22 protein-coding genes are annotated in these 25,805 nt (G+C 37.3%); 9 read left to right on the top strand and 13 right to left on the bottom strand.

Annotation, left to right across the window (positions count from 1 at the left end; genetic code table 11):
- Positions 1-4 precede the first annotated feature (4 nt).
- Positions 5-454 (bottom strand): DUF4395 domain-containing protein, encoded by a 450-nt coding sequence (locus tag ES948_RS03670; protein ID WP_152183582.1) that lies wholly within the window; start codon positions 452-454, stop codon positions 5-7.
- A 93-nt stretch (positions 455-547) separates the two neighbouring features.
- Entirely contained in the window at positions 548-2,515 is a 1,968-nt protein-coding gene (locus ES948_RS03665) for a thioredoxin domain-containing protein (protein ID WP_152183581.1), read from the bottom strand.
- Between the two features lie 114 nt (positions 2,516-2,629).
- On the opposite strand from ES948_RS03665, the gene ES948_RS03660 reads away from it, so the two are divergent.
- The 5 genes from ES948_RS03660 to ES948_RS03640 are packed head-to-tail and all read left to right on the top strand — an operon-like array spanning position 2,630 to position 8,396.
- On the top strand, positions 2,630-3,994 hold the full coding sequence (locus tag ES948_RS03660) for a TolC family protein (protein WP_152183580.1): 1,365 nt from the start codon (positions 2,630-2,632) through the stop codon (positions 3,992-3,994).
- Entirely contained in the window at positions 3,995-4,750 is a 756-nt protein-coding gene (locus tag ES948_RS03655) for an efflux RND transporter periplasmic adaptor subunit (RefSeq protein ID WP_152183579.1), read from the top strand.
- A gap of 1 nt (position 4,751) precedes the next feature.
- Positions 4,752-6,368, top strand: coding sequence for an efflux RND transporter permease subunit (locus ES948_RS11140; protein ID WP_152183578.1), 1,617 nt, complete (start codon positions 4,752-4,754; stop codon positions 6,366-6,368).
- A gap of 1 nt (position 6,369) precedes the next feature.
- Positions 6,370-8,067 (top strand): efflux RND transporter permease subunit, encoded by a 1,698-nt coding sequence (locus tag ES948_RS11135; RefSeq protein ID WP_152183577.1) that lies wholly within the window; start codon positions 6,370-6,372, stop codon positions 8,065-8,067.
- Positions 8,068-8,126: 59 nt separating this feature from the next.
- Positions 8,127-8,396 carry a hypothetical protein gene (locus ES948_RS03640; RefSeq protein WP_152183576.1) on the top strand — a complete coding sequence of 90 codons (270 nt, stop codon included), beginning with the start codon at positions 8,127-8,129 and terminating at the stop codon, positions 8,394-8,396.
- A 45-nt stretch (positions 8,397-8,441) separates the two neighbouring features.
- Here the strand turns inward: ES948_RS03640 and serA are convergent, their stop codons facing one another.
- Genes serA through ES948_RS03625 form a run of 3 tightly spaced genes read right to left on the bottom strand, consistent with a single transcriptional unit; the run spans position 8,442 to position 12,180 of the window.
- Positions 8,442-10,028: a phosphoglycerate dehydrogenase gene (serA, locus tag ES948_RS03635; protein ID WP_152183575.1), complete on the bottom strand. Its 1,587-nt coding sequence runs from the start codon at positions 10,026-10,028 to the stop codon at positions 8,442-8,444.
- A 1-nt stretch (position 10,029) separates the two neighbouring features.
- A complete protein-coding gene (locus ES948_RS03630; protein WP_152183574.1) occupies positions 10,030-10,512 on the bottom strand; it encodes a hypothetical protein in 483 nt (160 codons plus the stop codon).
- A gap of 9 nt (positions 10,513-10,521) precedes the next feature.
- Complete coding sequence (locus ES948_RS03625) at positions 10,522-12,180, bottom strand: 30S ribosomal protein S1 (RefSeq protein WP_152183573.1); 1,659 nt, start codon at positions 12,178-12,180, stop codon at positions 10,522-10,524.
- 137 nt (positions 12,181-12,317) lie between these two features.
- On the opposite strand from ES948_RS03625, the gene ES948_RS03620 reads away from it, so the two are divergent.
- Both ES948_RS03620 and ES948_RS03615 read left to right on the top strand, forming a co-directional pair.
- Complete coding sequence (locus ES948_RS03620; protein ID WP_152183572.1) at positions 12,318-14,222, top strand: hypothetical protein; 1,905 nt, start codon at positions 12,318-12,320, stop codon at positions 14,220-14,222.
- Between the two features lie 31 nt (positions 14,223-14,253).
- Positions 14,254-14,529: a hypothetical protein gene (locus ES948_RS03615; RefSeq protein WP_152183571.1), complete on the top strand. Its 276-nt coding sequence runs from the start codon at positions 14,254-14,256 to the stop codon at positions 14,527-14,529.
- On the opposite strand, the gene ES948_RS03610 is transcribed toward ES948_RS03615, so the two are convergent.
- From ES948_RS03610 to pheS, 4 genes are read right to left on the bottom strand one after another with little or no spacing between them, the layout of a single operon-like run.
- On the bottom strand, positions 14,526-15,356 hold the full coding sequence (locus ES948_RS03610) for a 4-hydroxy-3-methylbut-2-enyl diphosphate reductase (protein ID WP_152183570.1): 831 nt from the start codon (positions 15,354-15,356) through the stop codon (positions 14,526-14,528). The genes ES948_RS03615 and ES948_RS03610 overlap by 4 nt on opposite strands.
- Positions 15,353-16,636 (bottom strand): 3-phosphoshikimate 1-carboxyvinyltransferase, encoded by a 1,284-nt coding sequence (gene aroA, locus ES948_RS03605; RefSeq protein WP_152183569.1) that lies wholly within the window; start codon positions 16,634-16,636, stop codon positions 15,353-15,355. The genes ES948_RS03610 and aroA overlap by 4 nt, the downstream gene beginning before the upstream one ends.
- Positions 16,636-18,972, bottom strand: coding sequence for a phenylalanine--tRNA ligase subunit beta (gene pheT / locus ES948_RS03600; RefSeq protein ID WP_152183568.1), 2,337 nt, complete (start codon positions 18,970-18,972; stop codon positions 16,636-16,638). Before pheT ends, aroA begins: the two co-directional genes overlap by 1 nt.
- A complete protein-coding gene (gene pheS / locus ES948_RS03595; RefSeq protein ID WP_152183567.1) occupies positions 18,969-19,961 on the bottom strand; it encodes a phenylalanine--tRNA ligase subunit alpha in 993 nt (330 codons plus the stop codon). Before pheS ends, pheT begins: the two co-directional genes overlap by 4 nt.
- Before the next feature lie 113 nt (positions 19,962-20,074).
- On the opposite strand from pheS, the gene ES948_RS03590 reads away from it, so the two are divergent.
- Both ES948_RS03590 and ES948_RS03585 read left to right on the top strand, forming a co-directional pair.
- Positions 20,075-20,431 (top strand): histidine triad nucleotide-binding protein, encoded by a 357-nt coding sequence (locus ES948_RS03590; protein WP_152183566.1) that lies wholly within the window; start codon positions 20,075-20,077, stop codon positions 20,429-20,431.
- A gap of 4 nt (positions 20,432-20,435) precedes the next feature.
- Entirely contained in the window at positions 20,436-21,593 is a 1,158-nt protein-coding gene (locus tag ES948_RS03585) for a murein transglycosylase domain-containing protein (protein WP_188109440.1), read from the top strand.
- A gap of 12 nt (positions 21,594-21,605) precedes the next feature.
- Here ES948_RS03585 and ES948_RS03580 read toward each other — a convergent pair whose 3' ends face one another.
- The 4 genes from ES948_RS03580 to ES948_RS03565 form a co-directional block, all read right to left on the bottom strand.
- Positions 21,606-22,070, bottom strand: a complete 465-nt coding sequence (locus ES948_RS03580) for an OsmC family protein (protein ID WP_152183564.1) — start codon at positions 22,068-22,070, stop codon at positions 21,606-21,608.
- 5 nt (positions 22,071-22,075) lie between these two features.
- Complete coding sequence (gene argH, locus ES948_RS03575) at positions 22,076-23,461, bottom strand: argininosuccinate lyase (protein ID WP_152183563.1); 1,386 nt, start codon at positions 23,459-23,461, stop codon at positions 22,076-22,078.
- Positions 23,462-23,556: 95 nt separating this feature from the next.
- Entirely contained in the window at positions 23,557-23,892 is a 336-nt protein-coding gene (locus ES948_RS03570) for a cytochrome C (RefSeq protein ID WP_152183562.1), read from the bottom strand.
- 97 nt (positions 23,893-23,989) lie between these two features.
- Positions 23,990-25,804 (bottom strand): menaquinone biosynthesis decarboxylase, encoded by a 1,815-nt coding sequence (locus ES948_RS03565; protein ID WP_152183561.1) that lies wholly within the window; start codon positions 25,802-25,804, stop codon positions 23,990-23,992.
- Position 25,805: the final 1 nt, after the last annotated feature.

The raw sequence follows: 25,805 nt of genomic DNA, 5'->3' as shown, positions 1-25,805 counted from the left end.
AACTCTACAAATTATTCATAAAGTTTGGATATACTTTTTTAATTATATAGTAAATTTTACAACCAATACAAAAATTAAAAAATACATCAAGCAAAGAACAGCTCAAAAAGACTACTGCAATACCAAGTGAAATATCCCAGATATCAATATAATGTGAGACAATTAATAAAAAGACAAAAAAAAGTCCAAAGAAACCTGCAAGTTTTTTTGCACCACCGTCAGTAAACTTACTCTCTATTTTAAAAAAATCTTTTAAAAATGTAGCAAGCATATGAATGGGGGAGACTCCGGGATTTAAAAAGAGTTTCATAATAAAATCAAATGCTAAAAAATAGAGTATAAACACATTGTTTGTATAGAGATAAAGCATCACCAGCATCGCTACAAACAAAGAGCTGAAACGTGCAATATTTGAATCAACTTTTACAAAATTCAGTGGACAAACATTTGCCATAAAAAAATCACCTACCTTACGCTAAAATATAAATCAAATTTTAGTGATATAAACTTAAAATTCAGCTATACATTTTTCTTATACTTAGACATCCTATCTTTTCAAAGTTTTTATTACTGTTTTTATAGCTTTCATAGTACTCTCTTTTGCAAAGCAGCGACGCAGTGTACATGCAAGGTAATCATTATAGTTTTCTGCTTTTCTTAAAATGTAGGGATACCATATCTCTTCAATGTTTTTGCGTTGCTGTACAAGGTTTTTCTTTGAACTTTTTAGAACAACCATCCCATACTTCTGCATTAGGTAAGCTGAAGCCAAAGCAGGTACAGTACTCTGTTTTTCTTGCAGTTCGCTATGAAGATTTTTTAAACTCTCCTGCGCAAATTTTTCATAAGTAAACGAGGCTTTTAAAGCAGCAAGCTTTAAAATATTTTGCAGCATCTTAGACTGAGCGGAAGTATAGTACTTATCACTCAAATCAGCTTTTATATGTAAATCATCATCACTCAAGTACCAAATACCATTTTTATAAAACTTCTCTTTCGCCTGCTGTAAAAGATAAGCTGCAAAATCCAACCTTTTTTCATCATACTCTACTTCATAGGCAGCTATCAAAGCGGAGATAAAAAAAGCATAATCCTCCAAAAGCCCTTTTTGTGTTGGTCTACGTTTGGGAACAGTTTGATGGTACAAAGCTCCTTTATCAAACATTAGCTCTGTTAAAGCCTCTAGATGGTTTTTCGCTTTTAATGCATAGCTTTTATCTACAACTGAAGCTATGTAGAGGGCTTCTATCATCATCGCATTCCAAGCTGTATTTATCTTTTTATCTATAAAAGGATATGCTCTTTTCTCTCTTATCTTTTGCAACTCTTTTTGAAAGACTGTAAATCCTTTTGGGCGTTTATCTGTATAAAAGTTGATATGCACTTTGTCATGAAAGTTCCCTTCAAAACTAAACTCCATCGCTTCTTCTATGGCTTTTGCGTGAGGATTATGCCGCAAGGCTTTTTTAATCTCATCCTGTGTGAAAATAAAAAAGCCACCCTCTTGTGTATTAGAATCTGCATCACTAGCACTAAAATAATAGTCTTTATATAAAAAGTATCTATCAAGCATAGCGATACTCTCTTTTATGACATCTTTATAGAGTGGTTTTGCTTCTAATACATAGCCTCGTACATAAAGCGGTATCAACTCAGCCTGTGTATAAAGCATTTTTTCAAAATGGGGTATCTCCCACGCTTCATCGACACTGTAACGGAAAAAGCCGCCATCTACATGGTCATACAATCCTCGTAAGGTCATGATATCAAGCAGTTCAAAGTAGTTTTTCTTTAACTCTTTATTATCAGTAAGTTCAGCAAGTTGCAGTACTAAAGCAGTTTTTGCGGCCTGAGGGAATCGCTTACTTTTTCCAAAACCGACATCTTCACTGTCATACTCTTTTTTTATTGACCTTATTAAACTTTTGAGAGAGAGTTGCTTCTCTTTTGTACTTTTGGGGAAACGTTTTTGTATATGCCTATAGAGATACATATTTTTTTCTAAAAGTTTTTTATTTTCATAAATATTATGTAGTTTGAGGAGTAATGTATCAAATCCCTCTGCATAACTCTCATGTAAGGGTGGAATGTAGTTTGTTATGTAAAAAACCTTTTTATCTGCTGTCATAAAAAGATTGAGCGGCCAACCTCCAAATCGTCCATAATGTTTTTTATAAAGTTGTTGATAAAGCACATCCACATGTGGCAGCTCCTCTCTGTCTATTTTTATACATATAAAATATTTATTCAGTAGTTGCGCAATCTTTTTGTTTGAAAAAGACTCCTCTTCCATTACATGACACCAATGACAGGTTGCATAACCGATAGAGAGAAAAATTGGTTTTTGCTCTTTTTTTGCTCTTTCAAATGCTTTTTTTCCCCATGGCATCCACTCTACAGGGTTGTCTGCATGTTGCAAAAGGTAAGGTGATGTTTCTTTTTCCAGCTCATTTGTCAAAAGCTGTGTAGGTAACAGAAAAAAAATGAGAAAAAGCGTTACATATATTGTCTTCATTTACTGATTATACTCCAAATAATTAAATGTGATGCATTTGTGATATAGGAAAATAAAATATATGTTATAATCTCTACTTAAATTTCGAAACAATTTCAAAGGACAAAAAAAAAGATGAAAAAAATCATAAGTATTCTCTCATTTGCACTTTTACTCAATGCAAATGATACGATGACTGATGCACTTTCACTTAATCAAGCACTTGATATTCTAAAATCTCAAAACTTAGAGATTAAAGCTGCAAAGCTTGATATAAAAAGTGCTCAAGCAGAAGCTGACAGTGTATCGGGAATGAATTGGGGTAAATTAACTTTCACGCAAGATGTTGCACGCTCAGATGATGCCGGGAATGTCTTTGGATTTAAACTCACCTCACGTGAGGCGACATTTGGAGATTTTGGTTTTGCAGATTTTCTATCACCACCTCCAGGTACTACAGATATCTTAAAAGTTCAACCAAATGACTTAAACTATCCGGAAGATAGAAACTTCTTTCAAAGTAAGTTAAAGTATGAAGTACCACTCTTTACAGGTTTTGCTATCAGCAGTTACACAAAGATCATGAATGAGATGACAAGACTCAAAACACTTGATAAAGAGAAAATTCTGACAGAAAAAACATATGAGCTTAGAAAAAGCTACTATGATATGGCTCTACTAAACTCATCTATCAAAAACTTAAATAAAATTTTAGAAAATATAAACACTTTGGAAAGAACAACACAGACAATGATAGATGTAGGGTATGCAAAGCATGTAGACCTCTTGGAAGTCAAAGCAAAAAAGGGAAATGTTGCGAGACTTTTGATTCAGATGGAAGCAAACAAAAAACTGCTCTATCACTACATCAGTTTTCTGCTCAATCAAAAGGTTGATGCTATCATTCCACCTGCTTCTGAAGTTGCAATGCCAAACTTTACAAATGAAGAGATCCTAAAAAGAAATATCGATATACAAAAAGCAAATACAGGTTTAGAGATAAGAAAAAGTATGCTTGATGCAAGTCAGGCAGTTTACTATCCAACACTTGGTGCTTTTGGAGAAGTAGCAACAGCAGATGATACATTTTTAGGCGATGCAAATGACCATAAAGCATATACAGTAGGTGCAAGACTTACATGGAATCTCTTTAATGGTGGTATAGACAGTGCAAAAGTTGAAAAATCAAAAATCGAACAACTGAAAATGAAATCACAAGTAGAGCTTGCAAAACATGGAATTGCTCTCAAACTAGATAAAATACGTACAGAAATTGAAAGTTCAAATGCACAAATCGCCTCTTTGAAAAAAGAGTTAGAACTTGCAAATGCAATCTATGAAAATTATGAAGGCAGATACAAAGAAAAACTTGTCTCTATGAGCGATGTTATCATCAAACAATCTGCTCAGATAGAGAAGATTTTACAACTGCAAGTTGCAAAAAACAAACGTATAGAAAAAATATTCGCTTTAGAAAAATTAGCAAATGGAGATAAATAGATGAAAAAAATACTACTGATACTAGCACTTGGTGCTTCACTTATGGCAGAAGTACTTACACTCTCGGGAAGTGTAATCTCAGACAACCAAAAGATGATTACAAGCCGTTTTATGGGCTTTGTGACAAGTGTCAATGTAAGTGAGGGTGAAAAGGTAAAACGGGGACAGATTCTTTATACTATTGACTCACGTGAGATAGATTCAGCAAAACGTCAAGCAGAGCTCAGCCTACAAATGTATGAAAATCAATATACAAATGTAAAGATCAACCTTGAACGTCACAAAAGACTCTTAGAAAAAGATATGGTTTCAAAATATGAAGTTGAAAACCTCGAACTCGCAGAGAAAAACCTCAGAGATATGGTTGCTATCGCAAAAGCAAGACTCCAAGAGGTACAAAATCAGTATAAATATCTCATTATCAAAGCACCAAATGACGGTGTTGTTGTTGCTAAGAATATAAAAGTCGGTGAGATGGCAATGCCTGGTATGCCTGCTATCATCCTCTCAGACCTCTCAAATCTTAAAATCCTGGCAGAGATCAGTGAAACTAATCTTAATGCTATCGCTTACGGAAAAAGAGTCAAAGTTGCGATTCCATCTATCGGATTTAAAACGATTGGGAAAGTCAATGCTATTATTCCTAGCTCAAACCCTATGACACATACTTTTAAAATAAAAATCAGTTTCAATAAAAACAATAACCAAAAAATTTATCCGGGTATGTACGCAACAGTTGACATAAAGGTAGATTAAGATGAAAGAGAAAGATTTATCACATATCAAGGTCATCGATTATGCAGGAAAACTTGCCAAAGGATTTTTATACAATCCTTTGACTGCTCTTCTTGCGGTTTTTCTATTGGTACTGGGATACATCTCACTGGAAGTTATGCCACGTGAGGAAGACCCGCAAATTGCCATTAGTGGTGGTAGCGTTATCGTTGTTGCACCTGGAATGAGTCCTAAACAGATAGAGAAAGTCATCGTTGAACCACTAGAGCAAAAGCTGCGTGAGATTAAGGGTGTTGAGCATATCTACTCTATGAGTATGGAAAATGTAGCTGTTGTTAATGTTATGTACTACATCGGTCAGAACCGTGAGATATCAAACCTCAAACTCTATGATAAAGTTATGCAAAACATGGACAAAATGCCAAAAAGCATCATGCAGCCGCTTGTCAAACCATTTGATATCGACATCGATATCCCAATCCTGACTGTAGCCTTTTGGAAAGACAAAAACTCAAAACTTCCATACAGTAAGTACCTAGAAACGATTCAAAACCTTAAAAAAGAGATCAGCCAGATAAATAACGTCTCAAAGACAACACTTAAAGGGGCACATAAAGAGCAGTACAATGTCAATGTTGACCTTTCAAAACTCAAAGGTTATCACATCTCTTTGGGACAGATCATGCAAGGTATTGGGGCAATCTCTAAGATTGCACCTGATGTGGATGCCCCAACAGAAGATGGAAAACTTGTGGTCTTTGGCGTTAAAAATGCAGTTGAGAGTATTGAAGATGTTGAGAATATCATTATTGCTCAGTACATGGGAAGTCCTATATACCTTCGTGATGTGGCAACAATAACAGACGGTATAGATTTTCAAAACAAACAGAGTGCTTCACTCATTATGAAAGATGACAGCCAACTCTTCAGTACCCCTCAAATCACACTGACAGTTTCAAAACTTGCAGGCTCTAATGCTGTTTTTGTTGCAGATGATGTCAAAGAGATGTTAGAGAAGTACAAAGAGAGACTCCATCAACTAGGAATCAACTATAAAATTACACGTGACTATGGTGTAAGAGCGGATGATGCCGTAAATGAGCTTGTTCATCACCTTATCATCACTATTGCTATCATTGCTGTAATGCTGGTCTTTTTCCTTGGTTGGAAAGAGTCTCTTATTGTCACTTTTACAGTACCTGCAATTTTGGCAATCACGCTTTTTGTTGCTTATATGACAGGTCAGACTATCAACCGTATCACACTATTTGCATTCCTGCTTTCACTTGGTCTGCTTGTTGATGCCGCGATTATTGTAATTGAGAACATCCACAGACATCTTCATGACCATGACAGTGAACATAAAGATATGGATACACTGCTTATCAAAGCAACAGATGAGATCGGACGTCCTACAAACATTGCAACATTGGCAATTATCTTGACAATGGTACCTATGATGTTCGTTGGTGGAATGATGGGTGAGTTTATGAAGCCGATTCCACTCAATGTTCCAGTTGCACTACTTGCATCACTTATAGTTGCTTATATCTTTACACCGTATCTCAGTAGAAAGCTACTACGCCGTCAAGAGGATGGAGCCCACCATCATAAGATTGCAACAGAGGAGGAGAAGTAATATGCCACACCATCATCACAAGGGTAGAAAATTTGAAACTTTTGTATACAATATCTTAAACAACCCTTCGAAAAAAATATTTGTAATTATTGCAACACTTTTAGCACTTGTTGGCAGTATTATGATGCTTCCAACAAAGACTGTTGTAGCAAGAATGCTACCGGGAAAAAGTGCAAATACTTTTAATGTTTATGTAACAACACCTGCAGGAAGTTCCATTGAAGAGACACAAAAAGTTTCACAGTGTGTAATTGATCATCTTATCAAGGAAAAAGAGGTTACAGACATTGAATCTTTTTACGCTCAAGGTGCACCGCTTGATTATGCGGGGCTTGTAAAGGGAAGTGCTCTGAAACAGGGGGAACGTTTTGCAGAAATCGTTGTAAATCTTACAGATAAACATGAAAGAGCCGAAAAGTCTTTTACAATGGTACACAGACTCCGTCCCCAAATCAAAGATGCATGTGGCAATATCATAAAAGGAACTACAATAGCATTTATTGAGATGCCGTCAGGTCCTCCAACACTTGCATCTATTGCAGTTGAAGTTTATGGTCTTCACAACAATGAAGTACTGCAAATTGCACAGGATGTAGCAAAAATTCTTAAAGCAACGCCAAAACTCGTTGATGTCGATATTATGAGTGAAACACCATATGATAAGTATCAGCTCGTACCACTCAAAGATAAAATTGCAAAGAGTGGACTCAGTGTTGAGCAGGTAAATAACATTTTATACCTTGCTTTTAAAGGGATGAATGTTGCAGTTAAAAATACTATTGAACTAAACGATCAAGTCGGTATCTTTATCTCCTTAAGCAAAGATTCCAAAACGCTTTCTAATCAGGGACTAAGAACTTTAAGAGCAAAACTCAGCTCTTTATATCTTATGAATAAAAAAGGGATGATGGTCCCACTTACAGAGATTGTTGATATTGTTAAGATAAAATCAACACCGACTATCTATCATAAAGATTTGCGAACGATGGTCAATGTTACAGCTGAAACAGATATGGAATCACAGGTCTATCCTCTGCTTGAAGCAAGAGAGAAAATGATAGAGTACTTCCAGTCACATGGTTTTGAAGTAAAAAAAGCTCCGGGAATCTCTACTTATATGTTTGACCTGACACTGATTAATCAAAAAACAGGTCATGAATTTTTGCTTCGCTGGGATGGAGAGATGAAAGTAACACTTGATACCTTTAGAGACCTTGGTGCTGCATTTATCGCTGCACTTATTCTAATCTATCTTTTACTTGTTATCTACTATAAGTCTTTTGCTATCAGTGGTATCGTTCTTGCAGGAAGCTTCTTATCTATCATTGGTGTAATTGTTGGTCACTGGGTAGCTGACCTCTTTACAGTTGATGTTTTCTTCCTTACAGCTACGTCATTGATTGGTTTTATTGCACTTATGGGTATTAGCTCACGGAACTCTCTTCTTCTTATAGATTTTGCTAAATCTTTAATGGAGGAAAAAGGCATAGAGAAACGACATGCCATCGCCATTGCAAGTGCTACAAGAGCAAAGCCTATTATGCTGACTGCAATTGCCATTATCTTAGGTTCAGCGCTTCTTGCAAGTGATCCTGTCTTTGGTGGACTTGGAGTAGCACTTATCTCTGGAACAGTTGCAGCTGTTATTGTTTCACTTATTTTTATTCCAGTTCTTATGGATAATACAAAAGCTATCTAAAGACTTTTTATATCTTTCAGGCAAAAACCTGAAAGATATCTCTTTGAGAGGAACATAATATGAAATGGACAAAACAATGGGTCATTCTTATTGTCATCATTTTTATAATCTCCTCTCTTATCTCCTTTTTTTATGAAAACAAAATCAGTTCTCAAATAAAAGCAGAAAAACTGCTTAGCTGCAAACAAGAAAATTTATGCAAAGCGATTGAAAAATACCATGCTGAATGTTTTGAGAAAAGCTATAGAAGTTATATGAAAACAATGCAATTTTATAATGATGAATATAATGCTTGTATAAAAGAAAAAGTTTTACAAGAAAATAAGTAAAAAGCTATTCTCTGAATTTTATCCAGAGAATAGAAAGAAGAAGTATTATAAACGAGCGTAGCTTACGCTTTTACAAGCTTCAAGTGAAGCTAACTCTTCAAGTGTTTTGTCACTTACTGCAGTATCTACAAGAATAACTGCCAGTGCTTCTTTGTTTGCATTACGAGCAAGTGAGAAATCTGAGATGTTAACATTATTGTTTGCTAAAATTGTTCCAACACTTCCGATTACACCTGGTACATCAGAGTTTTTAAAGAGAATCATATCACCTTTAATTGCTACCTCATTATCAAAACCGTCGATTGATACAATACGCTGAACACCATCGTCAAAGATAGTTGCACGAATAGTCGTAGTACCCTCATTTGTAGTCAGTTTTACCGTAATAAGGTTTTTGTATACGATAGAGTCACCAAGGTTTTCAGCCTCAACCTCAATACCTTTCTCTTTTGCAACAAAGTCAGCATTTACATAGTTGATAGTCTCAGATGAGTGGCTCATAGCTCCAACTGTTACAAAAGTAGCAAGTGAATCAACATAGTTACCTATCTCACCGTTACCGCCAACTTTGATAGAGACGATTTTAGACTTGTTAATCTGAGAAGCCATAAAACCTATTTTTTGTCCCATCTCTAAGAATGGCTTTACAAATGGAGGAATTTTACTCTCATCAATCGGTAAGTTCATTGCATTTGGATATGCGATGCCTTTTGCAGCTGCGATTGCATTCTCTGCAGCCTGTGTACCGATGTTGTACTGAGACTCGTATGTATTTGCACCTAAGTGAGGAGATACTACAATGTTATCTAAATCAAGTAGCTTATTATCTGTTGCCGGCTCTTTTCCAAATACATCGATCCCTGCAAAACGAATTTTTCCGCTTTTAAGTCCATCATAGAGTGCATCTTCATTATACAAATCACCTCTTGCACAGTTTACAAGAACCACACCGTCTTTCATCTTAGCGATCTCTTCTGCACCGATGATACCGATAGTCTCTTTGTTTTTAGGAGTATGAATCGTAATAACATCACACCCTAAGATATCATCAAAGTTCTTTGTATATGTCATATCAAGGTCAGTTACTTTAGATGGGTTGATATATGGGTCATATGCTACGATATCCATCTCAAATGCTTTTGCACGTTTCGCAACACGACTACCAATGTTACCAAAACCAATAACACCAAGTTTTTTACCCTTAAGCTCATACCCGTACCACTTCTCTCGTTTCCAGATTCTTTGGTTTTTGAGATGGTCATGAGAGTATGGGAACATTCTCATACAAGAGAGCATATGTGTCATAGTAAGTTCAACTGCAGCGATTGTGTTTGCAGTCGGTACGTTCATAACGATGATACCTTTTTTAGAACATCCTGGGATGTCAACATTATCGACACCAACACCAGCACGAACGATTGCTTTTAGGTTTGTAGCATGTTCAATGAAAAAAGCATCAACATCTGTTGAACTTCTTGTGATAGCAACATCTGCAGTTGGAATGATTTTTTCAACAAGCTCTTTTTTATCAACATCTGCTGCCATAACAAAGTTGATAGATTCATCATCTTGAAGCATTTTTAGACCCGCTTCATGAATATGGTCACATACGACTACTGTATATTTTTGCATTTTAATATTCCTCTTTATATGGCTTGATTTGTGCCAAGATTTTATAATTTTTCAGTACATTAACTAAGGAGTGTAATTTACCAATATTTTTTGAATAAATAAGTAATTCTACACCCTGCTTATCTTTTTTTAAGAAGTATTTAAGTCCATGGCGTTTGAGCTCTTCTTTAAGACAAAAGAGTTGATATGGGTCTTTCAATACTGCTGATAATTTATAGGTAATAGTTTTAGTTATTTTTTCATTTAGATCAACTTCTACATACACTTCATTTACAGGATAAAAGTACCCTTTTTTCTGTGTTTGTGACAGATGATTGAGCCAAATCTTCTCTTTTGACTTTGGTGTGATTTCTTCGCTCTTTAGTTTGAGTGGTTCACTCTCTATCAAAACCTCTTCAGAGTTGATAGAGACAAGAAAAATAGTTATGAAGATGGCAACTCCCAGTGCTAAGAGAGGAGCAAACCATTTCATAATCTTTTGCATGAAAAGTTCTTATTTAAACTTATCTTTGATTAAGTCACCTAAAGAGTGTGACTCATTATCATTAATCTCTTCAAGCATTGCTTGATTTTTAATGTAATCTAATTTTTTAACAGAAAGACGGATACGATCACGACGAGTATCGATGTTAGCAACTGCTGCTTCTATCTCTTGACCTGGCTCTAACTCCTCTTTGTTCAGTGGAGCTAAATCTTCATCACGGATTAACGCGTCAACACCATCTTCTAAAGATACAAATACACCGAAGTCTTTAATATCACGGATAGTACCTTTTACGATAGAGTTTACTTTGTGTGTTTTAGCAAATTGATCAACAGGAGACTCTAAAAGAGTTTTTCTGTTTAAAGAGATCTTTTGGTCTTGCTCATTGATTTTAGCAATTTTCACTTCAACCTCTTCACCAGATTTCAGTACATCTTTTGCTTTTGTATTTTTGTCCCAAGAGATATCTTGGTTATGTAAAAGACCTTCAACACCATCGATGCGAACAAATGCACCAAAGTCAGTCAGTGATGTAACTGTACCAGTTACGATATCACCTTCGTTATATTTCTTCAAGAACTCATCAAATGGTTTTGGAAGAAGTCTTTTTAATGATACACGAAGTTTATGAGTTTTAGGGTTAATCTCGATTACTTCAACATCAATCTCTTGACCTACTTCTAAATAGTCACCCGGATTTTTAACATTTTTGTTCCAAGTGATTTCTGAGATATGTAAGAAACCTTCGATGTCGTTTCCTAAATCTACAAATGCACCGTAGTTTTCAATGTTTGAAACAGTTACAGTGATAGTATCACCTTCATCAAGCTCAGACTCTACTTCAGCCCATGGATCTGGATGAACTGCTTTGATAGAGAGTGAAAGGTGACGCTTATCTTTATCATAAGAGATAGCTTTTACAGTTACCGGATCACCTTCGTTATAAAGTTTTGACGGATTAACCGGCCCTTTATAAGAGATCTCGTTATAGTGAACAAGTCCATCAACACCACCAACATCAACAAACATACCGTATGAAGTGATTTTCTTGATAACACCTTCAACTACAACATCTTCTGCCATAAGTTGATCGATGATCTCTTTTTTCTTCTTACGCTCTTCGTTGAAAAGTTTTCTACGAGAAACGATGATTGAGTTCTCTTCCGGGTCGATTTTAACAACCTGTGCTTTGATCTTACGACCTACTACATCATCACTGTCTTTAAAAGCAGCAAGTGAACGTGGCATAAAGAAAGAGACTGCATCAGCTTCTACTACATAACCACCACGGTTTTTCTTTGTAATAACACCTTCGATTACTAAGTTTTCAAAATCTTCTTTGTGTGCATCAATAAACTCAATAGTTTTCTCTTGCTCTAACACTTTTTTGTAAGAGATTTTAGGACGCTCATTGTAGTATCCCATAATCATTACTTTGATTTTATCACCAGTACCAAATTTCAGTTCACCGTTCTCATCACGGATCTCATCTAAATTGATAATACCTTCTAGTTTATCACCTACACCTACTAATGCTCTGTTATCATCAGCCTGAATTTCTACTATTTCGCCTTCTACTATACGGCTTGTCTCTTGTTGTTTTTCGCTTGCAGCAAACATCTCTGCAAAATTTTCTTCTTCTTCAAATGATTCGTTATCGAACGCCATTGCCTATCCTCTGTTACATAAAAATTGCGTGATTGTAACTAAAATATGATTATATTGGTATTAAACTTGGGAAGTTTTGGAGAATTTAGCTTTTCCTGTTTCCATATTTTCTATGAAAACAAGAAATCTTTAAAGATATGGTAACAAGTGCCACAGAGAAAGGCGTGGGATCTGCAACACATGCAGATAATCTAAGAGAAAAGTATGGTGATGATTTAGAGGGTAAAAACAAAAAAGGGATGACACTCTCTGAAACAATGAAATCTATTGACAGTTCAAAGCTTGACTCACAAGAGGGACAGGCAGCAGGTGTGCTTGCCAATAAAGCAATTAATCCAAATATCTACTCAGACAATGCAATGTATGGAGAGATGAGCAATCAACAAAAAACACAAGCCAAACTTGATGCTCAAGGCGGTATAGGAGGTGCAGTTGGCATTGATGCGATGGAAGCCTCACAGAAAGCCTCACAGCAAAAAGGGGCCGTTGAGGGCTTACAAAGTGAAGCAGAGAAAATAGGTCAAAAGGTTGGCAAGAGCGCTGCTGAGGTGATGGAGGAGACAGCAGGAAAGTTAGCCGCTGGGAAACTTGAAAAAGATGTTGGAACCATTAAGGGTGCAGAAAAAAGAGGCGGGTATGAAGCAGCTTCATTTAAAGCAGGTGTCGAAGGGGGTGCAGGTATGGGAGCAGCCTATGACAACATGTCTGCAATGATAAAGAGTGAAGACCCTGATAAAGTCGCACAAACGCTTAAAGATAGAACTTCAATGACAGATACAAAAAGACACCTTATTGAAGATATAGGTACATTTGGGCTAGACAAATTTAATAAAGCGATGGGAACAGATTTCCATTCAGAAGGAGCGGCTGCAGCAGCTCTTTTAGGCGGAGCAGCAGTATCAGCAGAGGCATTTCAGTTGTTAAGAGGACAGAAAGGTCCGATTAGGACGACTGTTGGAGCAGCAGGGAAAGTTTATGATAAATTAACGGGAAAATCCACTAAAGGCATCCTTGACGAAGGCCCACAAAAATCCAATAGCCAACAAACCCAAAACACCGTAAATCAAAACGACGGCACCCATGGTAACTCCTTTCAAGATGATATGAAACATTATACCGAAGAATATGGAAAAAATAAAGAGGCATGGAAAAGTGAAGATCTTAACCGCAGACAACTTGAACAAAAAAGAGCCGATATTCTCGCAAAAGATCCGACTGCTGATGTTGATGGGCTCGATCGTCAGATAAAATCTTCTAAAGAGAAACTGTTTGAGTATGAGCGCGGGATGCAATCTGCAAATGCGGGCTACTCCAATACTCGTGCAAATGCAGTTAAAGAGCTGGAGAGATCCAAAACCTTAAAAAGTCTTGCAAAACATGGCAAATTTGGCCTTGCTGCTGCTACTGTTGCTGGAGCCGGCTACGAATTGTATGATTACCTTACAGATGGAGGAGCAGCAGAGGGTGTGTCAAAAGTTGCAGAGTGGATGACTTCTAGCCATGGGCCTAAAGGTGGTAGTGGTCAAACACCTGGAAGCAGTGGCTATAAATCGTCAGGTACAAACAATTCAAATATCTCATGGGGCAAAGCTGTTGAAACGGGATTGGATGCTGCAAACTATCTGGCGCCAGTTGCTTCAGCTCTTATGGGAAGCGATTTGGGCTCTGCAGAATTTAATAGTTTTTCTAAAATGAAATCTATGTCGCCAACGCAAGGAGCTTCTCCATCGTGGGTAAAAGACATAAAAACATATTCTCCTGCACCACAATATGCTCAAAATGCATTCTCAACCCCAAGAGGTTTCAATACAATGCAGGCAATGGGTGGCAAATCCGCTTACGGTGACATGACAGATGTGAGAAATGCAGGAGCAAGCATTCATAAAACAGATTATTCTGAAGCAATGGCAACTAAAATGCAAGATGTTAATGTCGGAATTGATTATCAGATTGAAGCACAGGAAGAACAAGCCGAAGTTTCAAGAGAGTTTATGGAAAAACTTATCAACAATGACTATAACTCAAATAAAGGGGATCTATAATTTATGAAAAAATTCAAAGCAGGAGCAAGTTGTGAAAGATTCTGAAAACGGTAAACCTCAATCTGAAAATGAAGAATTTGAAGAGATATCAAGCAGTGAAGATGAGGCAAGTCGCGACAATGGCAATGAAGATGAGCTTACACAAACGTCACAAGAAAACATTGATGAAAATTATTACAATGATGGATATGATGAACTTTATGATGAAGAGGAGGTGCCTAAAAAGAGAGGCAACATCTTAGTTGACCTGTTTAATAAAGTTGAAAGCTTCAAGCTTGATATGTTTAAAAAAGAAAAAGCTCTTTAATTGACACCTTTTTGAATAGCATCCACAACATTTTGGATAATCCAGTCAGGTGTGGAAGCCCCGGCTGAGATACCACATAGCTCTTTGCCTTCAAACCATGACATATCTATCTCATTTTCATCTTCGATATGATACGAATCGGGACAGTTTTCATGGGCTATATTAAAAAGCTGCTTTGTATTTGAAGAATTTTTTCCACCGATGATTATCATCACATCGGCACGCTTAGAGAGCTTTCTCGCGGCATCCTGATTTTCAAAGGTCGCATTACAAATAGTGTTAAAGACACGTACCTCTTTATAACGAGGAATAAGATAGTTTGCTATCTTCATATAGTCTTCAACTTTTCTCGTTGTTTGCGCAATCAAAGCAATACGCTCGTGAAGTTTTAACTCTTCTAAATCTTCCACTTCTGTCACAACGACAGCACCATGCGTAGCGTATGATTTTACCCCTTTTATCTCAGGATGCTTCTCATCGCCAAAGATAACGACACTGTACCCTGCTTCACTCATCTCTTGAGTGATCTCTTGGGGTTTTGTCACAAAGGGACAGGTTGCATCAACAACATCAACACCGCTCTCTTTTAAAGCTTTAAGCTCATCTTTGACTATTCCATGCGTTCTTACAATCGCCTTGTCACCTGGCTGGAATGTTGTAAAATCCTCAACAAGCCCTACTTTGTAGTCACTGTCGAGTCTTGCTATCTCTTTGGAGTTATGAATAAGCGGTCCATAGGTTGCCGCATTTCTATTCTCTTCTGCAATCTTAATCGCACGCTTTACCCCAAAACAAAAACCATAACTCTCAGCAAGTTCTATTTTCATTTTGCAAACTCCACATCTGTAATCTTTTGCAAGAGTTCAAAAAAGTTTGGAAAAGAGGTATTGATACACTCTAGGTCAGTTACTTTCATGCCACAACGAAGTCCCGCGATAATAAAGCTCATAGCTATTCTATGGTCTCCATCACTCTCAACCTCTGCTGATTTTAGCTCACCACCGACAATTCTATAACCATCTTTGTACTCATGCACTTCAATACCACAAGCACGAAGTCCTTCGACTACCGTTGCAATTCTGTCAGACTCTTTTACACGCAACTCTTCGGCGTTTTTAACAAGACTCTCACCCTCAGCACATGCCATAGCAATACTTAATGCCGGCAATTCATCAATAAGCCAAGAGATATTATCCTCTATTACAATACCATGTAAAGGAGCATGTTTTACTTTAATATTTCCAACTGGTTCATACTTGTTATCACGCAGTTCATAAGAGATATCTGCTCCCATACGTTCGAGTGCTTTAAAAGCCTCTATACGCGTAGGATTGAGCGTTACACCTTCGAGTGTTACTTCACTTCCCGGAGTAATAGCAGCGGCAACTGCAAAGAAAAATGCAGAAGATGGGTCAGCAGGTACTCTTATTTTAAGAGGTAAAAGTAAGCCCTCAAGCGGTGTAACAGTAGTTTTTAGTCCATCTACTTCAATCTTTGCACCCATTCCACGCAGCATTCTCTCCGTATGGTCACGTGAGAGTTCCGGTTCTGTATAGATACAAACACCATCGGCTCTCAGTGCTGCTAAGATCATACACGACTTCACTTGAGCTGATGCAATTTTAGACTCATAATCAAAAGCCTTCAGTGATGCACCGCGAATAGAGAGCGGTGCCAAATCACCATGCTCACGCCCGTCAATCTTTGCACCGATGCTGATAAGTGGAGCCGTTACACGCTTCATCGGACGACGACGCAGGTATTTATCACCTGTTAGGACAAAATGTCCCTCAGCTGAGCTTAAAAGCCCGCAGAAAAGACGCATTCCCGTTCCCGAGTTTCCACAATCTAAAATCTCAAATGGCTCTTTGATACCATCAGAAGATATTTTAATGGTTTTGCCGTCATCTTCAACTTTTGCACCGAGATTTTTAACGATTTCCAAAGAGTTTAAGGTATCTTCAGCACGTAAAAAGTTCTCAATTTCACTCACTCCGTCTGCAAGCATTGCAAACATTACACTTCTGTGCGAAATGGATTTATCGGGTGCGATTTCTGAGATACTCAGTGCAAAATTTTTAGCTGAAGTGACAACAACACTGCTCATTATCTTAATCCTATACCTAGTTGAGAACCTAACTGTTCTAAAATCGTTTCCATTACATTTGTTATTTCTTCTTCTTCAAGAGTTTTTGCAGCTGACTGCAGAACAAAACGGATAGAGAGACTCATATTTTCACCAAGTGTTTCATCTGTATATTTATCAACCGGATAAAAACGAACTAAGTTAGGTATTTCAGATGCTTCTATTATCTCTTTAACTTTTTCATACGGCATATCTTTTGGCATAATGAGACTTAAATCTCTAAAAGATGCCTGATATTTTGATCTTTTCTGAGCTGTTTTAAGCTCATAGCTTAACTTGTCAAAATCAAGTTCACACATAAATGTCATATCTAGATCATACGCTTTTTCTACTTCCGGATGTACTCTAAAAAGCTCACCGATCACTTCACCATTTTGTACTACTGCAGCACACTGGTAGATGTGTGAAAGTTTATGCTCTGTCGTATGCTCACGCAGTACTACATCACCGATAATATCTGCAATCTTTTGAACAAAATATGCAAAATCAACTTTTGCAGGTTTTCCTGTGTTACTCAGTGATTCATTCTCTCTTTGGCCACTGAAAAGAAATGCAGCTTTGAGCGTCTCTTCTCTTGTCGGTGAGAAAACAGAACCAACTTCAAAGAGTTTTACAGATGCATAACCATTTTTTACATTTTGTGAAGCTGCCTTTAATAGTCCTGTTAAAAGTGTAGGACGTAAAGTATCGAGTGTTTGAACGATCGGATTTAAAAGTTCAAGTTCATCTTTTGTTGTTTTAAACCCATAAGATTCCAACACTTTTTTCTCATCAAATACAAAGTGTACTGATTCAAAAAATCCGCTTTGTGCCGCTTTTTTTCTGTATACAGAGCGTTTTTTATAAGCAAAGTAGTTATCTTCGAGTCTGTTTGCCTCTTGGAGTAAGAAGGGTTTTGAAGGGATATTATCAATCCCGACCATTCTTACAATCTCTTCCACGATATCTTGTTTATTGACAATATCATGACGGAACTGTGGTACGGTAATGACAAAGTTGTCCGTTGAAGATTTTGATGTGTCAAAACCTAAGTTTTTAAGTATCTTGGCAATAACACTTTTATCAATCTCTGCACCGATAATCTCGTCGATTTCCTGTTTTGTCACTGTGACAATCTTCTCTTTGAATGATTTAGAGAGCTCTACCGTACCGCTGAAAGTAGTAGAGTTCGAATACTCCTCAATCAAATCAATACAGTAAGAGAGTCCAGCTTCGAGTTCAGGCTCACTTCCACGTGAGGTTTTATAAAACATTGGACCTGATTCTATCTTAGACTCTGCCATCTTTTTCGAGATAATGTCCGGTGGAATGTAAGAGGCTTCAAGAACGACAGTACCACTGCCATCTTTCATCTTCGACTCTTCTTTTTGGATGATTCCAACAATGGATGCAATCTCTTTTTGCTCATTTTCAATACATGCAAAACCATGTTCATCTTCGCCAAGAATCACTTTGCCCATCTTCTCATCATCATGTGCAAAAAAGTTATGTCTGTATGCTCTGAGTATTACTCCCGTAGAGTGTGTTACATAGAGCATCATAGACTCTACATCACATGCTCTGCTCTCTTCGATTTGCGCAAGTCTGAGTTTTACAATAAACGGCAGTGTGAGCTCTTTTAAATCCAGTGCTTTGTAGCGAAGATTTACATCCAAATCTTTTTCATGTACTAGTGAGAGTATACGTCCAATACCTCTTTTTTCGTCATTATCAGTTACCGTATACTCTTTTACCGGTCTGTCAAATGCAGCTGAAAGGTCACGTGCAACACCACGAATACTCAGACAGTCTCCTCTGTTTGCAGTAAGTTCTATCTCGATTAAATCATCATTAAAGAAAGGATTTTGATTGACTTCCTGTCCAAGTTCAAACTTTCCAATGCTGCTGTCAAGCTCCATAATTCCATTACCTGTATCAGGCAAACCTAACTCAGAAGAAGAACATATCATCCCCTCAGAGTCAACTCCACGCAGTTTTACAGGTTTGATAGCCATCCCGTTTGGCATTTCAGCACCGATTGTTGCAACGGCAACAGTGAGTCCTGCACGAACATTTGAAGCTCCACAAACAATCTGACGTGTTGCACTGCCGATATCTACTTTACAAACATTGAGCTTATCGGCATCCGGATGTTTTTCACATTCTAAAACTTTTCCGAAAACTATCTTTTTAGGAACTCTGTACTCATGAACACGATCTACTTCTAAACCAATGGCATTAAATGTTTTCGCAATATCTTCTGTAGAAATTCCCTCAAGGTCTATCCACTCTTGTAACCAAGATCTTGTAACTATCATTGAAATTGCTCCAGTAATTTAATATCGCCTTCAAAGAGTGAACGAAGGTCTCCAATCTGATGAATCAGCATTGCAAATCTCTCTACTCCAAGACCAAATGCATAACCGCTGACATCTTTATAATTAACCGCTTCAAATACATTAGGGTCAACGATTCCGCATCCAAGTACTTCAAGCCAGCCCGTATGTGAACATACACGACACCCCTCACCTTTACAAAAGACACAAGAGATATCTACTTCGGCAGAAGGCTCTGTGAACGGAAAGAACGACGGGCGAAAACGTACAGCCACATCACCGAACATATACTTCAAAAAGTCCTCTAAAATAAACTTCAGATTTGCAAAAGAGACTTTTCCGGCCTCATCAACCAAAAGCCCTTCAATCTGGTGAAACATCGGTGTATGCGTAAGGTCATAATCACGACGAAATACGGCACCTGGAGCTATCATACGAATAGGCGGTTTCGTCTCAAGCATCGTTCTGATTTGTACAGGAGAGGTATGCGTGCGAAGAAGCATCTCATCTTTAAAGTAAAAAGTATCTTGCATATCACGTGCCGGATGGTATTTTGGAAGATTCAGTGCTTCAAAATTGTGAAAGTCATCCTCTACCATTTTTCCGGTTTTTACTGCAAAGTTCATTGATGAGAAGTACTCTACGATTCTGTCCATCGTCTCCATTACCGGATGCAGTGCTCCTGCTGATGAAGAAGTGCTAAACATAGAGACATCAATAGCTTCTGCTTTCATAGCCTCTTTAAGTGCTTCAGTTTCGAGCACTATTTTCTTCGCTGTAAATTCATTCATCAGGTTTTGTTTGTGTGCATTGAGATCTTTTGCAAATTGCGCTTTTTGCTCATTTGGAACATCTTTCATCTTAGCGAACTCAGCTGCCAAGACACCTTTCTTTCCAAACAGTGCAATACGTATCTCTTCTAATGCATCAATGCTTGTTGCTTCGTTTATTTTATCGTACCACTCTTTCAATTGAGAGTCTCCATAATTGTAAAATTTTAGAGAGATTATAGCAAATATAATTTATAAACAGCTTCATTTAGCGTATTATGTGCTACAATAAGTCAAAAAAGAAGGAAAATAATATGTGTTTATTTTGTAAGATAGTCAACAAAGAGATACCTGCAAATATCATTGCAGAAGATGAGAATTTTTTAGCATTTCATGACATTAATCCAAAGGCACCTGTACATATTTTGGCTATTCTAAAAATTCACGTTGAGAGTTTTAATGAAGTAACACCAGAGACGATGGCAGGAATGACAACATTCATTCAAGAAGTAGCACGTGAGACAAAAATAGATGAGAGCGGATACAGAATCATTACAAATGTCGGTGAAAATGGTGGTCAAGAGGTAAAACACCTCCATTTTCATATCCTTGGAGGGGCAAAACTTAAATGGGGTCACTTCAGTGATGCAGACCCAAAAGACTTCATATAACACAATGTTTAAAACATTCGTAGCATCTGCACTCCTTATATCGTGTGCATCTGCTATATCCTCTTTTGACTCCTATAAAAAATCTCAAAAAAGCAATTTTGCGCAAGAAAAATCACAGTTTTCAGACTACAAAAAAGCCCAGCAAAAAGCTTTTAGCTCCTACATCAAAGAGTTAGAGAAATATTGGAAAAAACCAATAATGATGAGCAAGAAAAAACTCGTCTCCTATGCAAAAGACAAAAAAAGTCGTACTATCATAGACTTTGAACATAACAGACTCACCATTGAAACATTGGCAAAAGACACTCAAGAAGCAGAGCAAAAACTCTCTTTAGCTTTGGCACAGGCTGTCACTTTTAATACAGAAGATTTTTATAACAACAATGAATTTGAGCAGCAACTAGCAAAGATAGAAGCATCTCATAAAATAGCAACACCAAAAATTGATGCTGAACCTGTTTTAGCACCCATTTTTTTTAAAGAACAACCGACAAAAAAAAGTCTCTATCAGTTTGTGAAACACAATGTCACGCCAGAGAAAATTCAAATACAAAAAAGTTCAAAAATCAAAACAGACAAAGTCTATACGCTTACTATTTCTCTTCCAAAAGATGCAACAATCAAGCGCTCATTTATCTACTATGAGGATGTAAAACGAGAAGCAACAAGACAACAGATTCCACTTGCTTTGGTTTTTGCCATTATACATTCAGAGAGTAGTTTCAATCCGATGGCACGCTCTTACGTACCTGCATACGGGTTGATGCAAATCGTACCCCGTACTGCCGGGATTGACGCTTACTATCATCTTTATAAAAAGAAACGTCTTGTAGGGAGTTCCTATCTCTACAACTCCAAGAACAACATAAAAATGGGCTCTGCATATTTGCATGTTCTTTATTATAAATATCTTCATCACATCAAAAACCCGACAAGCCGTCTCTACTGTACTATAGCAGCGTATAATACCGGTGCAGGAAACGTAGCTCGTGCATTTGTAGGGACAAATGATACCTACAGAGCAGCACAAATGATAAACAGACTTACACCTGAGGAAGTCTATACAAGACTACTGAAGGATTTACGTTACAGTGAAGCGAAAAGATATTTGATGAAAGTAAGAAAAAGAATGAAGCTCTATAAGAAGATTTATGAGAGTTAGAGAGTTATCTCTCTAACTACAACAAGCATCGATCTCACCAAGATCGATATTACTGCCACCGCCACTGATAACTTTCTCATTTTCGCGAATCATCTTACCATTGTGTTTTACAGAGTAGCTTATCTCTGTTGTATCACGAATAGTATTGATAGTTGAACAGTATGTCTCAATTGAAGCCGCAACCCAACGAGCTGCCTGAACATCATCACCATCAGAGTTAAATGAATAATCAAGATGGAGTTTCACGAACTTTCTTGGATGATCTTCTGCACGTGTTGCATCACCCTCTACTACCAAATCAGTTACACTGAAACCTTGATTTTTTGGAAGTAGTACAATATCTGTAGCACTACAGGTAATAATTCCTGAGAGAAAATACTCTACCGGTGAAATGGTAGGACAGTCAATAATAAAACTTGACTTTTCCGTCTTTGCCTCAAATTTCATCGCATCTTTATGTGTAATCGTTACTTTCATATCACTTACTCCTTGTTTTGTAGATAATTTTTAAAATATTGTAGCTGTTCTTTTGTTCTCTCTTGTGCCGTTCCACCCTGTGATGTTCTTGCATTCATAGAGTGGCGAAGTCCAAGATACTCCATAACATCTTCATTGATGCGCTCATCTATCTCTTTTAAATATTTAAATTCTATTTTTGAGAGATCCACACCAAGCTCTTCACCTTTTGCTACTGCACGACCTGTAATAAAGTGTGCCTCACGGAAAGGAATGTTGCATTTCTCAACCAGATAATCAGCCAGGTCTGTAGCACTCAAATGCCCTATTGCACAGGCATTTTCCATATTATCTGCTTTTACCTGCATCGTCTTGATTGCTTCTTTTAAAATCTCCAAGGAAATCTCAGCAGTCTCCACTGCATCAAAGACACCCTCTTTATCCTCTTGCGTATCTTTATTGTATGCCAGTGGCAGACCTTTCATAACCGTTAAAAGCCCTACAAGTGCGCCATAGACACGACCAGTTTTCCCACGTAAAAGTTCCGGTACATCCGGGTTTTTCTTTTGTGGCATGATTGAGCTTCCTGTTGAGTACTCATCTGAGAGCTCAATAAAACCAAACTCATAACTGCTCCACATTACAAGCTCTTCTGATAATCGTGAGATATGCATCATCATTGTAGAGATGTTAAAGAGAATTTCCAGAGCGAAATCTCTGTCACTAACCGTATCCAAACAGTTCACGCTGACACTATCAAAACCTAAAAGCTCTGCAGTATACTCACGGTCAACATTATGCGGTGTTCCTGCAAGTGCTGCACATCCAAGCGGAGAGACATTATTTCTCTCACGTGAGCTCTCAAATCGCTCGATATCACGTTTGAACATTGACAGATATGCACCTAAATGGAAACCAAAGTTAATCGGTTGCGCATGTTGGAGATGTGTCATTCCAGGGATGAGAGTATCTGTATGTTTCTCTGCCACAACCAATATCTCTTGCATAAGTGCTTTGATAGCCTCTGCAATTTCACTGTTTTTTCTGAGAACATAACGGCGAAAATCAACTGCTACCTGATCATTTCTACTTCTTGCAGTATGGAGCTTTTTACCTGTGTCACCAATGATCTGCGTGAGACGTTTCTCAATACCCATATGCAGATCTTCATCAGATATCTTCCACTCAAACTCCCCTGACTCTATCTCGTTTTTTACTTGAGCGAGACCATCTTGAATCTGTTTAAGCTCCTCTTGCGTGAGGATACCCTGTTTTGCGAGCATCTGTGCATGTGCTAGTGAACCTTCAATATCTTCACGATAGAGTTTTCTATCATACATGATTGAAGCATTAAATTCATCTAAAAGATTTGAAGCACCCGCACTAAAACGGCCTGACCACATTTTTTCCATTATTATATCCTTAGGATTAAAAAGTTTGATATTTTATCAAAAAAGAGAGATTTTACAAAGGAGAAGAGAGCGTGAAGTAAAAAACTTCACTCTTTTTAATTACATGCAGGTACGTTTCCGCTATCTTTTGCATATTCAATTAAAAACTGTTTTAAATGTTTGGATTTTTTAACATATTTTCTACTTTTAAAATATTTCCAAGATTTTTTTGCTTTTTTGTTTTTCAAATGAAGTTCAGCAAGCGGTTTCCCTTTTTTCTTCATCCACTTTTTCCACTGTTTCATCTTGTATTTTGCAACAAAATTCTGTCCTGATTCATGACACTTGAGACATTTTTTAATAAAGACTCTTTGACCTTTATAAATTGCTGCATCTGCGGTACTTAACGATAAAACCGTAAGTGAAATCAGTATAAGTAAAAATTTAATCATCGCTATTGTATCCCCTAAAAATTTAACTTCATATTACATTAGAAATAATTATATTTTCCTTATATCACGATAATTTGATTTCAAAATAAAAAAAGTTCTATAATTGAAACTTCTTAAAAAGTGTATCATCAAAGTCCCATACACCTTTTGTCTTTAAATTGTCTACAACTTCCTGCGTACAGTCAACATCATCCGGCCACTCTCTTGTAAAACCGTCAAGTGCATTTTTATTCGTACCATCCACGCCTACAAGCAAACCTGAGACAAAAATATCACGCCCAGCATCAATGTTGTTTGTAACACGCCACACAAGCATATATGCATTACGAACATCATTTTTCTTTGCATCCACAAAAACAACGATACGCATATGTGGAGAGAGCGAAAGGAGTGCATCAAAATACTCTCTAACATTCTTACTCTTCTCTACAGCTATAACAGTGATAGGATTTTTTGTTCGACGCATAAACTGATGCAGATCAACTACATCAGGAATCAGTTCTTTTACTTTTTCTAAAAGCTCAGCATCACCTAAAAGCTGTGGAGCTTCTACACTGTTTGCTGCAGTCGCATCAATTCCAAGTTTACCTCCAACTAATGTCTCTGGAGAAGAGTGGTCAAGTGCATCGAGTATTCCTTCAGTGATAAACATAGATTTTGGTGTAAATCTATCAAGTACATAAGTCGCAAATGCTTCATAGTTCTCCAGCTTTGGAGCATTCTCATCAACGAAGATAGCATGCTTTACAAAACTCATCTGTCCAGCACCCCAAAAAGCGTGCATGAACTGTTTTGCATGCCCTTTATAGAGTGGTTGCATCTTAGCAAGAATTAGATTATGAAAACCTGCATTTTCCGGCATATGATAATCAAGCAGATCCGGTGTAGTAGTCTTTAAAAGCGGAAAGAAAATCTTTCCTGTTGCCCAACCCATATATTTGTCTTCCAAAGGTGGTTTTCCTACAACAGTTGCCAAAAATGTACGCTCTTTTTTCATTGTAATAGCAGATACTTCCATCACAGGGTATGGCTCTTCCAAAGTATAATACCCAGTATGATCACCAAAAGGACCTTCAATTTTGAGTTCACTCGGATCAACCCAGCCCTCTATGACATAATCAACATCTTTAGGAATATAAAGTGGTGTAGTAAGTGACTTTACAAGTTGTGCAGGAGTTTTTGTGATAAGTCCATACATAAGCAGTTCATTAACACCATAAGGAAGTGGTGCAGTTGCACACCATGTATAAAGCGGGTTACCACCGATAGCGATAGAGACAGGCATCTTCTTACCTGCTTTTTGGTACTGATCAAAAAAGTGCGAAGAGTCTTTATGAATCTGCCAGTGCATTCCCAAATGATTTTTATCATAAACCTGCAGTCTGTACATTCCAAGATTTACCATTGCACCATCAAGACTCTGTGTGTAGACCTGCCCCATAGTGATAAATGGTCCGCCATCTTGTTCCCATGTTGTCAAAACCGGCATTTTGTAAAGGTCAACTTCATCATCAAGATATTTTATCTGTTGGCACTCTCCCTCACCCTTAAGACGTTTAGGGAAAATATTTTTAAGTGAAAAAAGTTCACTTGCCATCGAAATTTTTTCCATTATTCCTGCAGGCGGTTTCATATGAAGCAGTTTTGTAATCTCATCAGCAACAGATTCTATCGTTCTGCCAAAAAGAAGTTCACAACGCTTGTAGGAACCAAACACATTCATCAACACCGGCTCTTCAAACTTTGTCCCCGTTTTTTTATCAATGACATTTGTAAAAAGAATTGCCTTACCACCATCCTCTTTTTTTACTTCTGCATAGGCAATATGTGGAATCTCTAGATAGATATCAAGCTCTTCGTCTATAGTTCTGAGTTCATTATGCTGTTTTAAAAGATTGATCGTTTTTTTCACT

Origin of the sequence: Sulfurimonas indica, assembly GCF_009192995.1 — a bacterium.
GTDB lineage: Bacteria > Campylobacterota > Campylobacteria > Campylobacterales > Sulfurimonadaceae > Sulfurimonas > Sulfurimonas indica.
Note: the sequence above shows the minus strand (reverse complement) of the source record. Positions and strands in the feature narration are given on the sequence as shown.

Excerpts from the sequence above, each read along its gene's own strand:
- pheT (WP_152183568.1), bottom strand. The coding sequence starts at position 18,972 with ATGATAGTTACAAGATCTTGGTTACAAGAGTGGATAGACCTTGAGGGA.
- ES948_RS03610 (WP_152183570.1), bottom strand. The coding sequence starts at position 15,356 with ATGAAAATAGAACTTGCTGAGAGTTATGGTTTTTGTTTTGGGGTAAAG.
- ES948_RS11135 (WP_152183577.1), top strand. The coding sequence starts at position 6,370 with ATGCCACACCATCATCACAAGGGTAGAAAATTTGAAACTTTTGTATAC.
- ES948_RS03585 (WP_188109440.1), top strand. The coding sequence starts at position 20,436 with ATGTTTAAAACATTCGTAGCATCTGCACTCCTTATATCGTGTGCATCT.
- argH (WP_152183563.1), bottom strand. The coding sequence starts at position 23,461 with ATGGAAAAAATGTGGTCAGGCCGTTTTAGTGCGGGTGCTTCAAATCTT.
- ES948_RS03655 (WP_152183579.1), top strand. The coding sequence starts at position 3,995 with ATGAAAAAAATACTACTGATACTAGCACTTGGTGCTTCACTTATGGCA.
- ES948_RS03570 (WP_152183562.1), bottom strand. The coding sequence starts at position 23,892 with ATGATTAAATTTTTACTTATACTGATTTCACTTACGGTTTTATCGTTA.
- ES948_RS03620 (WP_152183572.1), top strand. The coding sequence starts at position 12,318 with ATGGTAACAAGTGCCACAGAGAAAGGCGTGGGATCTGCAACACATGCA.
- ES948_RS03590 (WP_152183566.1), top strand. The coding sequence starts at position 20,075 with ATGTGTTTATTTTGTAAGATAGTCAACAAAGAGATACCTGCAAATATC.
- ES948_RS11140 (WP_152183578.1), top strand. The coding sequence starts at position 4,752 with ATGAAAGAGAAAGATTTATCACATATCAAGGTCATCGATTATGCAGGA.
- ES948_RS03660 (WP_152183580.1), top strand. The coding sequence starts at position 2,630 with ATGAAAAAAATCATAAGTATTCTCTCATTTGCACTTTTACTCAATGCA.
- ES948_RS03630 (WP_152183574.1), bottom strand. The coding sequence starts at position 10,512 with ATGCAAAAGATTATGAAATGGTTTGCTCCTCTCTTAGCACTGGGAGTT.
- ES948_RS03665 (WP_152183581.1), bottom strand. The coding sequence starts at position 2,515 with ATGAAGACAATATATGTAACGCTTTTTCTCATTTTTTTTCTGTTACCT.
- serA (WP_152183575.1), bottom strand. The coding sequence starts at position 10,028 with ATGCAAAAATATACAGTAGTCGTATGTGACCATATTCATGAAGCGGGT.
- ES948_RS03625 (WP_152183573.1), bottom strand. The coding sequence starts at position 12,180 with ATGGCGTTCGATAACGAATCATTTGAAGAAGAAGAAAATTTTGCAGAG.
- ES948_RS03670 (WP_152183582.1), bottom strand. The coding sequence starts at position 454 with ATGGCAAATGTTTGTCCACTGAATTTTGTAAAAGTTGATTCAAATATT.
- aroA (WP_152183569.1), bottom strand. The coding sequence starts at position 16,636 with ATGAGCAGTGTTGTTGTCACTTCAGCTAAAAATTTTGCACTGAGTATC.
- ES948_RS03640 (WP_152183576.1), top strand. The coding sequence starts at position 8,127 with ATGAAATGGACAAAACAATGGGTCATTCTTATTGTCATCATTTTTATA.
- ES948_RS03580 (WP_152183564.1), bottom strand. The coding sequence starts at position 22,070 with ATGAAAGTAACGATTACACATAAAGATGCGATGAAATTTGAGGCAAAG.